The organism is Flavobacterium sp., from assembly GCF_044348915.1.
Taxonomy (GTDB): Bacteria; Bacteroidota; Bacteroidia; order Flavobacteriales; family Flavobacteriaceae; genus Flavobacterium.
In genome coordinates, this window is sequence record NZ_JBIKRX010000088.1 from 1 (window position 1) to 11,122 (window position 11,122).

Genomic DNA, 11,122 nt, shown 5'->3' on the forward strand with positions numbered 1-11,122 from the left:
TTGATGTGAGTCAGCGGCAAGACGCCATTCAAAAAGCGGATATTGTGATCTCAATGTTACCAGCGCATCTTCATATAGAGGTGGCGAAAGATTGTATTGCCTATAAAAAGCATATGGTGACTGCTTCTTATATAAGCGATGCGATGCAGGATTTGGACGCTTTAGCCAAAGAAAACAATTTAATTTTTATGAATGAAATTGGACTCGATCCTGGAATTGACCACATGAGTGCAATGAAAATAATTGATGAAATAAAAGCCAAAGGCGGAAAAATGCTTTTGTTTGAATCCTTTTGCGGTGGACTAGTTGCTCCTGAATCGGATACGAATTTGTGGAATTATAAATTTACTTGGGCACCGAGAAATGTAGTTTTAGCAGGTCAAGGCGGCGCAGCCAAATTTCTTCAGGAAGGGACTTATAAATACATTCCTTATTGCACTTTATTTCGCAGAACCGAATTCCTAGAAGTGGAAGGTTACGGAAAATTTGAAGGCTATTCCAACCGAGATTCTTTAAAATATCTTGAGGTGTATGGACTGAACGATGTGCTGACTTTATATAGAGGCACCATTCGCAGAGTAGGTTTTTCGAAAGCCTGGAATATGTTTGTGCAACTCGGAATGACCGATGACAGTTACATTATGGAAGGTTCCGAAACTATGAGTTACCGCCAATTCGTGAATTCTTTCTTGCCCTATCACCCAACAGATTCTGTCGAAATCAAGATGCGTTTGATTTTGAAAATTGATCAAGATGATATAATGTGGGATAAATTATTGGAATTGGATTTGTTCAACCCAAACAAAAAAGTAGGTTTGAAAAATGCCACGCCAGCTCAAATTCTCGAAAAAATCCTGACCGATAGTTGGACATTGCAACCTAAGGACAAAGATATGATTGTGATGTATCATAAATTTGGCTACGAATTGGATGGTAAAAAACAGCAAATAGATTCCAAAATGGTTTGCCTTGGCGAAGACCAAACCTTTACCGCAATGGCGAAAACCGTTGGCCTGCCTGTTGCGATGGCTACTTTGTTAATCCTAAACGGAAAGATAAAAACTCCAGGAGTGCAACTCCCCATTCGAGAAGAAGTGTATTTGCCCATTTTGAAAGAATTGGAAGAATATGGGGTTGTTTTCAATGAAGTAGAAGTGCCTTATTTGGGGTATAATGCCTGAGGAATTGTTTAATCTGAGAAAAAAAAATCCGTTCACTCAATTTTAGAATGAACGGATTTTCAATAGTATCAAACAGTTAATTGGCTTCTATTTTTATTGGTATGTTATACCTCATTCTAGTTATTTTCCCATCCTCTTTTCCTGCTATCCATTTTGGAGATAATTTTAAAACTCTCAAGGCTTCTTCACCGGTTTCAAGGCCTGCATCTCTAAGTACTTGAAATTCTGATAATGAACCGTCAATTTCTACCATAAACGAAACGTATATTTTTCCACTTCCTTTAAAATTGTTAGGTACTGTGTAGTTTTTACCTACGAATTTAAAAAATTCTTGCATTCCGCCAGGAAACTGAGGGTCAATTTTTTCTATTAGTGCGTTAGTTGTAGCCGCTACTACAACAGGCTTTTTTTCTTCAACTAGTTCTTTGAAATTGTTAGTTTTATCCCATTTATCTGCACAGTTTCGAGTGCCTATTATTTCTTTTCCTTCAAATTTTTTCCAAGAGTTTTTTAAATTTTTATCAAAATAAATTTTTGTGTAAAAGTTATATTGAAATGGCTGTGGAAATTTCTTGCTTCTTGCATTTTTCTTTACTGAACTTCCTGAAAAATATACAAAGTCAGAAGCTGAGTATTTACTTAATTCTGAATTAGGGTAGTGTTTTCCATCTATCCAAACAGCGTATTTTGCAGAATTTTTAAAATCGGTAAATTCATTTTTGCTAGGTGATTTCTCTATAAATGGGGTTGGAACATAACCAGGAAGATACTGGTCTTTTTCCTCTGCGGTAAGTTCTTCATATTGTTTATTGACAAGAATTTTTTTATCACAATCTTTAAATATTATTCGCACTCCAGCGTAATATTCATCTCGTCTGTCAATTGTTGGATTTTCTTTTGTGTCAGATTGAACTTTAACTATTGCGTTGCTTTCTTGAGCAATTGTTTTCAAACACAAAAAGAATACTAATCCCAATATAAATGGAATTACAGCGATTTTTTTTAAAATTGCTTTGGTTTTTGAAGTGGTTTTTGTCATCATGATGAGGCGTTTTTTTGTTAATGAATAGTTTAAATTACTGGTTAAATAGTATGTTGGAATGCTGTTAGCTTTTGAAAGTAATAAATTTTGGTAAAATGATACATTATTATAAGTTGCTATAACTTTTTCATCTGCAAGGAATTCGTGATTGAGTTGTATGGCTTTTTTGTAAAATATAAAAATGGGGTTAAACCAGAATATTGTTTTCAATAGTTCTATAAACAACACATCGAAAGTGTGTTTTTGGAGAACGTGAGTCAATTCGTGTGAAAATAATTCGGTCTCAATTTTTCGATTATTGTATTCGGTTTCATTAATAAAAATGAAATTTAGAAAAGTATGTGGAAGAACTTTTTCTTCTAATAAAATCAGTTTTGCATCTTTATAATCGACACTTTTATTCGAATTTATTTTAGAGATTATTTTTAAAAGATTATTCAAAAATCGAATACTAAAAAGAGTAGTAACTAATCCGTAAATACTCCAAAGTATAATAGGTAAATAGTTGGTTTCTTCTACCAATACAATACTTCCCTGATTTATCTGGACTGCACTATTTTGTATAATTGGTGTTGTGATTTCTTCTATAATTTCAATAGTTATAAACGGAATTACAAGTGAAAAAACAAGTCCAAACAACAAGTAAAACCTGTTGAATTGGTGCATTTTTTCTTTTTCCAATAGTAAGTGATATATGGCCAAAAACACTAATAATGGAATTGTTGATTTAATTAAAAAGTCAATCATTTTTTCTTTTTTTGAAGTTCAACATCGATGATTTTTTTCAATTCTTCTAATTCTATTTCTGATAAATTGGTTTCTTTAGTAAAGAAAGAAGCAAATTGCGAAGCTGAATTATTAAAGAAATTACTAATCAATCCGTTTACGTGTTTTGAGAAATAGTCAGTCTTTTTGACCATTGGATAATATTCCCTTGAGTTTCCAAATTCGTTGTAAGCCACAAATTTTTTGTCAATCATTCTTTTCAATAAGGTGGCTACAGTTGTGGTTGCAGGTTTTGGTTTTGGATAGGCTTCAAGCAAGTCTTTCATAAAAGCTTTTTCGAGTTTCCAAAGGTGTTCCATTAATTGTTCTTCTGAATTGGATAAAGACATTTGTTCTACGTTTTTAGAATTAACTCTACAAATGTAGAATAATAATTTTAATATCCAAATTTTTTTTCAAAAAAAATCCGTTCACTCAATTCAGAATGAACGGATTAAAACTTTTTTCTTTGTGCCTTAGCGTCTTCGCGGTAAATATTATTTAGACATCTCCACAAAATACTTATAAAACAACGGAATCGTCTCAATTCCTTTCAAGTAATTAAAAATTCCGAAATGTTCGTTTGGTGAATGAATTGCGTCGCTGTCTAAACCAAATCCCATCAATATCGTTTTGCTTTTTAGTTCTTTTTCGAATAAAGCAACAATAGGAATACTTCCGCCGGAACGAACAGGAATGGCAGGAACTCCAAAGGTTTCGGTGTAGGCTTTGTTAGCTGCTTTGTAGCCAATGCTGTCCGTTGGTGTTACATAACCTTGTCCGCCGTGATGCCGTTTTACTTTTACTTTTACTCCTGCCGGAGCAATGCTAGTGAAATGTTTGCTAAACAATTCGGTGATTTCCTCCCAATCTTGATTTGGAACCAATCGCATCGAAATTTTGGCGAAAGCCTGACTCGCAATAACAGTTTTAGCACCTTCGCCAGTATATCCACCCCAAATTCCGTTTACGTCAAGTGTTGGACGAATTGAATTTCTTTCATTGGTAACATAGCCTTTTTCGCCGTAGATATCGTTGAGGTCAAGGGCTTTTTTGTATTTTTCTAAATTGAAAGGAGCTTTGGCCATTTCAGCTCTTTCTTCTAATGATAGTTCTTCTACTTTATCATAAAATCCCGGAATGGTCACGTGATTATTTTCGTCGTGAAGCGAAGCAATCATTTTTGCCAAAACATTGATGGGATTGGCAACAGCACCACCATACAATCCGGAATGCAAGTCACGATTGGGGCCTGTAACTTCGACTTCCACATAACTCAAACCACGCAATCCAGTCGTGATCGAAGGTTGTTGATTAGAAATCATTCCAGTATCTGAAATTAAAATCACGTCATTTTTGAGTTTTTCGTGATTCCGTTCTACAAACCAGCCCAAGCTTTTGGATCCTATTTCTTCTTCGCCTTCAATCATAAATTTGACGTTGCAAGGCAAAGTATTGGATTGAATCATATATTCCAAGGCTTTCACGTGCATATACATTTGGCCTTTATCATCACAAGAACCACGGGCAAAAATGGCTCCTTCTGGATGAATTTCGGTTTTTTTGATTACAGGTTCGAAGGCTGGAGAAGTCCATAATTCGATTGGATCGGCGGGTTGTACATCATAATGTCCGTAAACCAAAACGGTTGGTAAATCCTTATTTATAGTTTTTTCGCCATACACAATTGGGTTTCCAGGTGTTTCACAAATTTCGACAAAATCGCATCCTGCTTTTTCTAAACTTGCTTTAACTGCATTGGCCGTAGTGATAATATCCTGATGGTAAGCGGGATCGGCACTGACTGAAGGAATTTTCAATAATTCGATTAATTCGTTGATAAAACGATCTTTGTGCTCTTGCACGTATGATTTTATGGTTTCCATAATTTGTATTTTTTTATAGTTTCAAAAGTACAAAAAAGACCTTGAATATTTTTTATAATATTCCTTTGAAAGTTAGAAGATATGCTTATATTTGCACTCAGATTTCGCGGATATGGTGAAATTGGTAGACATGCCAGACTTAGGATCTGGTGCCGCAAGGCGTGTAGGTTCGAGTCCTATTATCCGCACAAAAAAAGCTTCTCAACTGAGAAGCTTTTTTTTTGAAACAAACTTAAGTTTTTGCTTTATATTTTCATATTAGAAACTTTATAAGATTTTCCGTCCGCTGTCGCTTCAACTACTTTTGTCAATTGTTCCGGTGTCAAGATTGTTTTATCAAACGAAACGGTTGCCAATTCTTTTTCAAAATCTACTGTTGCAGTTTGTACGCCATCGAGTCCATTTAATTCTTCTTGTATGGTTTTGGCACATCCTATAGCACAAGTCATTCCTTTGATGGTGAAACTAGCTGTTTGTAGGTTTGTGGCGGCAATTTCCTTTTTAACTTTTGGAGTTCCGGTTTCTATTGTGGTATCTGTTGCGTTTTCAGTTGACTTTTCTTTACAACCCACAAATAAAAGACTGGCAAGCAGTATTGCTGATATAGATTTGATTAAATTCATTTTTATTGGGGTTTAAATATTAATAATTTTAATTTTAGTAAACAAATTTACTAAAAAAACAACCGCTAATTCATAAAATAATTACAATTTTGAGCCAAAATTTATAGAGATGAATTCAAAACAATTGAAATGGGTTTACTTGCTTACGCTAGCCTTAATTTGGGGGAGTTCATTCATATTAATAAAGAGAGGTTTAGTTGGTTTGACCGCGATGCAATTAGGTTCATTGAGAATTATATTTGCAGCGATTTTTTTGCTGCTAATTGGGTTTAGGAGTTTGTCGCAAATTCCGCTTCAACAATGGAAATACATCGCTTTGACAGCAACTTTAGGAACATTTATTCCAGCGTTTCTTTTTTCGATAGCGCAGACTCAAATTGATAGTTCTGTGAGTGCAATTTTGAATTCCCTTACACCATTAAACACGATGATTTTGGGTGGTTTAGCTTTTGGATTGAGTTTCAAAAGAGCGCAGATTTTTGGAGTCATTATTGGATTAATAGGAACATTTTTGTTAATTATAAACGGAGCGATTCACCATCCAGAACAAAATTTTTATTATGCCATATTAATTATTATAGCCTCTATTTGTTATGCTACTAATGTCAATTTAATCAAGAAATACCTTTCTGATTTGAGTCCATTGAGTATTACCACAGGGAATTTTTTGGTATTGCTCTTACCAGCGCTTCTTGTTTTATTTTTCTCTGATTTTTTCTCGGTAATCGCTGTTGATACAGTCCAACATTCCGTTTTGTTTGTGATGATTTTGGGGGTGGTTGGAACGGGAATAGCCAATATCCTTTTCTTTAAAACCATACAAATATCTTCGCCGGTTTTTGCTACTTCGGTTACGTATTTGATTCCAATAGTTGCCTTTTCTTGGGGATTATTAGATAACGAAATGCTTACGCCGGTTCAGTTTTTAGGCGCTTTTATAATTTTGGCAGGTGTTTATTTGTCGGCTAAGAAGTAGACTTCAAATTGCAGATTTCAGGTGGCAGATTTCAGAAAGACATTTAATTAAAAACAAAAACGTCTTGATTTCTCAAGACGTTTTAATTTGTCGGTTTCAATCTTCCAACTATTCGAAATCCGCATCAGTAACGCCTTCATTGATTTTCACTTCAGACATTTTTATATCCAATTCGAATCCTACATTTTGGATGATATTAAAAGGAACTTTTACTCCTTTTACTTCTCTATAATCTGCATAGCTTGTCATTTGAGTCATTTTATTTGCGCCTTGTTCCACGGTTTTGGCTTCTGCAACTTTGAGGCCAGTTTTTGTGTCATAATACAAAGTGGTTTTCCCATTTTGAATTGCATAAGCATCATTTCCGTTGATAGTTTCAATGCCAGTAACAGAAAGTCCTGTTTTCTTTGCAAGTTGAAGTTCTTCAAATGGGGTTGCGCTAGCCTTCATTTCAGTTAAAGCATCTCCCTCAATGTTTTTTCTTTGGCCTTGTTGCTCAACATAAGCCCCTTTTTCATTTACCACCTGTTTCATCAAACTCATTGGTCCCATTGTAATTTCAACTCTGATTTTACCTTTAGAGTCAACTTTATTTGTAAAGGTTAATGGTGATGGAGCTTGAGGAATGGTTGTAGATCCAAGCATCGAAATTGTTTTTACTGAAGCAACTGCTTTTTCGCCTCCAATTGCTTTGATGTAATTATCCAAAATGGTTTTGGTAGTAACGCCAGCTGGAACTTCTTTTTTTGAAACAGGTTTTTCTAAAGGATTTCCGAATTTGTCAAAGTAAAATATTGGAATTTTTAGTTTTTCTAAACTTGGAATCACCTCTGAGCTTTTTCCTGCGATTACAATTCGAGTGTTATCAATCAAGAAATATTTATTAGCAGCTTGTTGTACTTGTTCTGCAGTTACAGCGTTTATATTTCGAATATAATTTTCATAAAAGTCTGTCGGAAGTTTTTCGGTTTCAATGTTTAAAGCATACTTAGCAATAGCTTGAGGTTTTTGAACTTGCATAACAAAACGCCCAACATAACCTGCTTTTACATTAGCTAGCAGTTCTTCGCTTACTTTTTCGGTTCTTATTTTTTTAATTTCTTTGATAAATTCTACCACCGCGCTGTCAGTAACCATGTTTCTTACTGCCGAAGCTGATTTTAGTTTTGATACGTATTTACCTGAACCAATTATTGCATTGGCGCCATATGTCCAAGCATGCTTTTCTCTTAAGTTCATATTTAGATAGCTGTTGAAATCACCTCCTAAAATATAAGTTGCAATAGTAGCAGGGAAAAAATCAGGATCACTCATTTTCAAATTCACGGTATTAATCAATGAAATTTCAGATTGAACCGCGTTGGGCATATCAATAAAATTGATTTGAGTGAAAGGGACGTTTTTTGGATCGGTATACGTCAGTTTAGGAGTACTTCTTTTTGCCCAAGAACCAAATAGTTTTTCGATAACAGGTTTTACTTTGCTGTATTTTACATCGCCAATAACCACTAAATACCCGTTTTCAGGTACAAAATAGTTTTGATAATTAGTCTGAACATCGGCAAGAGTTACTGCATTTAGTGTTTCAACAGTTACAAACTCACCAGAAGGATGATTTTTTCCAAATGCTAAAGCATCTCCAACTCTATTTGCAATGGCAGGAACGCTTTTTTCTTCGGCTTTAAGACCTTCGATCATTTTAGCTTTTTCTTTATCGAATTCTACTTGTGTAAAGTTTGGATTCAACGCACCTTCAGCCATTAATTCTAGAACTCTATTGGCATATTTAGAGAGGGAACTTGCAAAAGCACCACTCGAACTAAAGTTAACATTGGCTCCAAAAAAATCTATTTCTTCATTAAAAACATCTTTGGTGATTTTTTTCGATCCATTTCCAATGAGACTGCTGGTCAATTCATCTACGCCTTTTTTGTTGCCTTCTGCAAAAGGAGCATTGTCTAAAGTTAGATTATAAGTTACTCTTGGTAATTTATGGTCTTCGACAATCATCACTTTTAGACCATTAGCCATTACAAATGTTTGTGGTTTTTTGATGTTTACCACTGGCGCTTTTCCAGGTTTAGGTTGTGGACGGTCTTGTGCTTGCATAATTCCGGTTATGAACAGAATGAATAATATTATACTTGTCTTTTTCATGATATAGGTCTTAGTTTTGAGCTTTTTCAGTTGAAGGAACGTAATCTAAAATCAATCGCTGATTTGGATTTAAATACTTTTTGGCCACTTCACGAATTTCTTCTCGAGTAATAGAATGGTATAGTTCAATTTCGCTATTAATCAATTTAATATCGCCATAAAGCATGTAGAATTTTGCTAGGTTTTCGGCAATTCCTTCGATGCTGGCGTTGCTATTCACAAATTGATTATCAAAAGTATTTTGTAGTTTTTGATAATCTTTTTCAGAAATTAAATCGGTTTGGATTTTTAAGATTTCTTCGTCAATTTCTTTCAATAAATCAGCAGAAGTTGCTGGCGACATTGGCAAACCGTAAATAAAATACAAACCATAGTCCTCTTGACTCAAAGCTACAGCTCCAATTTGCAAGGCCATTTTCTTTTGATCAACTATTTTCTTGTACAATTTTGAACTTTTCCCGTCGCTTAAATACGAAGAAATTAAATTCAATACTCGAGCATCCCTAGTTTTCATTGATGGTGTTCTGTACGAAGTAACCAACATCGGAAGTTGAATGTTAGGATCCTGATAGGTTGCCTTAATGGTTTGAGTGATAGGTTCTTCGACAAAAGTTTGTTTTTTTACGGCTTCACCACTTGGAATAGCACCAAAATATTTTTTGATCCATTCTTTGGTTTGGGTAATGTCAATTTGACCTGCAACGACTAAAACAGCGTTTTTAGGAACATAGAATTTTTTGAAAAAAGCTTGAAATTCTTCCAGTTTTGCTGCGTCTAGATGTTCCATTGAGCCAATGGGCGACCAGCGATACGGGTGGTTTTTGAACATATTTTCTTTTACAGCCTTCATAATATTTCCGTAGGGCTGATTGTCAAAACGTGTCCGCTTTTCTTCTTTAACAACCTCATTTTGGGTATCGACCCCAATCTGATTAATGACAGGATGCAACATTCTTTCCGATTCCATCCAAAGTCCCAATTCTAGATTATTCGACGGGAAAACTTCGTAATAATAGGTTCTATCGTCGGAAGTGTTGGCGTTGTTTACGCCTCCATTTGAGGATACGGTTTTCATCCATTCGCCACGTTTGATATTTTCTGTTCCTTCAAACAATAGATGTTCAAAAAAGTGTGCAAATCCTGTCCTTTCTGGATTTTCGTCTTTGGCACCTACGTGATACATTACTGAGGTTATGACCACTGGAGCGGAAGGATCGTTGTGCAAAATAACGTGCATCCCGTTATCTAAAGTATATTCTTCGAAATCTACTTTCTGTGCCGAGGCAATTCCTCCCAGCAATAGTGCAGCACTTAACGCCATTATTGATTTTTTCATAAGGATTAATAAATTTTATTGTTTTCAGTTGGTAATCAAAAGCTGTTTTTTGTTACATCAAAAATACTGTTTTCTTGTGCTTGAAGACATTTTTTTCCTGCTTTATAGATAATTTAACAATTGTTAACCAAAAACATAGCGCTTACTATCAGTAAAGTCCCTTATAAACAGGTGTTTATCCAATTCAACTATTTTTTTATAGCAACTAATTGCAGAATAAATATTTAATTGTATATTTGCAACCTTAAAAATTTATAAAACAATTTGTTATGTATGCAATCGTAGAGATAGCAGGGCAACAATTCAAAGTTAGCAAAGACCTAAAGGTTTACGTTCACCGTTTGGCAAATGAAGAAGGAACAAAAGTTTCTTTCGATAAAGTTTATTTGTTAGACGACAACGGTTCAATCACGATAGGCGCCCCAGCTATAGAAGGAGCTTCAGTAGAAGCCAAAGTGTTACAACACTTAAAAGGAGATAAAGTAATCGTTTTCAAAAAGAAAAGAAGAAAAGGTTACAAAAAGAGAAACGGTCACCGTCAGTATCTTACCCAAATTGTAATCGAAGGTATTTCAGTATCAGCTCCTAAGAAAGCCGCTGCTAAAAAAGAAACTGTTGAAGTTGCTGCTGAAGAAGTAGAAGCTCCAAAAGTAAAAAAGGCTCCAAAAGCTAAAAAAGAAGAGACACAAGAATAATAACAAAATAAAACTAATACGTCATGGCTCACAAGAAAGGTGTCGGTAGTTCCAAGAATGGTAGAGAATCAGAATCAAAACGTTTAGGTGTTAAGATTTTTGGTGGACAAGCTGCTATTGCAGGGAACATCATCGTAAGACAAAGAGGTTCAAAACATAATCCAGGTGAAAACGTTTACATTAGTAAAGATCACACCCTACACGCAAGAGTAGATGGAGTTGTTCAGTTCCAAAAGAAAAGAGATAATAAATCATACGTTTCAATCCTTCCATTCGAAGTTGAAGCATAATCGATTTTCTCAATTTATTAAAAAACCCGTTCGCCTTGGCGAACGGGTTTTTTGTTGTGCGCTACGCATACCATATATCTATAGGGTGTAAATCCCGAACGAGCCTGCCAATGGGAATCGTTAGCCAAGAGCAAGGGTGTCTACCGTGAGGTAGAATCTGAAGGAAGCTGG

The 11,122-nt window shown here is 35.0% G+C and carries 10 protein-coding genes and 1 tRNA gene; 5 read left to right on the forward strand and 6 right to left on the reverse strand.

Going from position 1 to position 11,122, the window contains the following annotated elements; translation table 11 throughout:
• Positions 1-1,181 (forward strand): saccharopine dehydrogenase family protein (locus ACIQ1E_RS12130; protein WP_396171569.1); only part of this gene is annotated, 1,181 nt, incomplete at its 5' end.
• A gap of 76 nt (positions 1,182-1,257) precedes the next feature.
• Here ACIQ1E_RS12130 and ACIQ1E_RS12135 read toward each other — a convergent pair.
• From ACIQ1E_RS12135 to ACIQ1E_RS12145, 3 genes are all read right to left on the reverse strand, one after another.
• A complete protein-coding gene (locus ACIQ1E_RS12135; RefSeq protein WP_396171570.1) occupies positions 1,258-2,664 on the reverse strand; it encodes a M56 family metallopeptidase in 1,407 nt (468 codons plus the stop codon).
• Between the two features lie 302 nt (positions 2,665-2,966).
• The gene (locus ACIQ1E_RS12140) at positions 2,967-3,338 is read right to left on the reverse strand and encodes a BlaI/MecI/CopY family transcriptional regulator (protein ID WP_396171571.1); all 372 of its coding nucleotides are present in this window, start codon (positions 3,336-3,338) and stop codon (positions 2,967-2,969) included.
• Between the two features lie 147 nt (positions 3,339-3,485).
• Entirely contained in the window at positions 3,486-4,874 is a 1,389-nt protein-coding gene (locus ACIQ1E_RS12145; RefSeq protein WP_396171572.1) for a dipeptidase, read from the reverse strand.
• Positions 4,875-4,980: 106 nt separating this feature from the next.
• On the opposite strand from ACIQ1E_RS12145, the gene ACIQ1E_RS12150 reads away from it, so the two are divergent.
• Positions 4,981-5,062: transfer RNA gene (locus tag ACIQ1E_RS12150), tRNA-Leu, on the forward strand.
• A 57-nt stretch (positions 5,063-5,119) separates the two neighbouring features.
• On the opposite strand, the gene ACIQ1E_RS12155 is transcribed toward ACIQ1E_RS12150, so the two are convergent.
• Positions 5,120-5,497: a heavy-metal-associated domain-containing protein gene (locus tag ACIQ1E_RS12155; protein WP_396171573.1), complete on the reverse strand. Its 378-nt coding sequence runs from the start codon at positions 5,495-5,497 to the stop codon at positions 5,120-5,122.
• 109 nt (positions 5,498-5,606) lie between these two features.
• On the opposite strand from ACIQ1E_RS12155, the gene ACIQ1E_RS12160 reads away from it, so the two are divergent.
• Positions 5,607-6,473, forward strand: a complete 867-nt coding sequence (locus ACIQ1E_RS12160) for a DMT family transporter (protein WP_396171574.1) — start codon at positions 5,607-5,609, stop codon at positions 6,471-6,473.
• A 108-nt stretch (positions 6,474-6,581) separates the two neighbouring features.
• Here the strand turns inward: ACIQ1E_RS12160 and ACIQ1E_RS12165 are convergent, their stop codons facing one another.
• Both ACIQ1E_RS12165 and ACIQ1E_RS12170 read right to left on the reverse strand, forming a co-directional pair.
• Positions 6,582-8,630 (reverse strand): M16 family metallopeptidase, encoded by a 2,049-nt coding sequence (locus ACIQ1E_RS12165; protein WP_396171575.1) that lies wholly within the window; start codon positions 8,628-8,630, stop codon positions 6,582-6,584.
• Positions 8,631-8,640: 10 nt separating this feature from the next.
• Positions 8,641-9,966, reverse strand: a complete 1,326-nt coding sequence (locus tag ACIQ1E_RS12170; RefSeq protein ID WP_396171576.1) for a M16 family metallopeptidase — start codon at positions 9,964-9,966, stop codon at positions 8,641-8,643.
• A gap of 269 nt (positions 9,967-10,235) precedes the next feature.
• On the opposite strand from ACIQ1E_RS12170, the gene rplU reads away from it, so the two are divergent.
• The gene (gene rplU / locus ACIQ1E_RS12175) at positions 10,236-10,661 is read left to right on the forward strand and encodes a 50S ribosomal protein L21 (protein ID WP_103806943.1); all 426 of its coding nucleotides are present in this window, start codon (positions 10,236-10,238) and stop codon (positions 10,659-10,661) included.
• Between the two features lie 23 nt (positions 10,662-10,684).
• On the forward strand, positions 10,685-10,951 hold the full coding sequence (rpmA, locus tag ACIQ1E_RS12180; RefSeq protein WP_133276499.1) for a 50S ribosomal protein L27: 267 nt from the start codon (positions 10,685-10,687) through the stop codon (positions 10,949-10,951).
• Positions 10,952-11,122 lie beyond the last annotated feature (171 nt).

Coding starts and splice junctions, on each gene's coding strand:
- ACIQ1E_RS12140 (WP_396171571.1), bottom strand. CDS start 3,338: ATGTCTTTATCCAATTCAGAAGAACAATTAATGGAACACCTTTGGAAA.
- rpmA (WP_133276499.1), top strand. CDS start 10,685: ATGGCTCACAAGAAAGGTGTCGGTAGTTCCAAGAATGGTAGAGAATCA.
- ACIQ1E_RS12165 (WP_396171575.1), bottom strand. CDS start 8,630: ATGAAAAAGACAAGTATAATATTATTCATTCTGTTCATAACCGGAATT.
- rplU (WP_103806943.1), top strand. CDS start 10,236: ATGTATGCAATCGTAGAGATAGCAGGGCAACAATTCAAAGTTAGCAAA.
- ACIQ1E_RS12170 (WP_396171576.1), bottom strand. CDS start 9,966: ATGAAAAAATCAATAATGGCGTTAAGTGCTGCACTATTGCTGGGAGGA.
- ACIQ1E_RS12155 (WP_396171573.1), bottom strand. CDS start 5,497: ATGAATTTAATCAAATCTATATCAGCAATACTGCTTGCCAGTCTTTTA.
- ACIQ1E_RS12145 (WP_396171572.1), bottom strand. CDS start 4,874: ATGGAAACCATAAAATCATACGTGCAAGAGCACAAAGATCGTTTTATC.
- ACIQ1E_RS12160 (WP_396171574.1), top strand. CDS start 5,607: ATGAATTCAAAACAATTGAAATGGGTTTACTTGCTTACGCTAGCCTTA.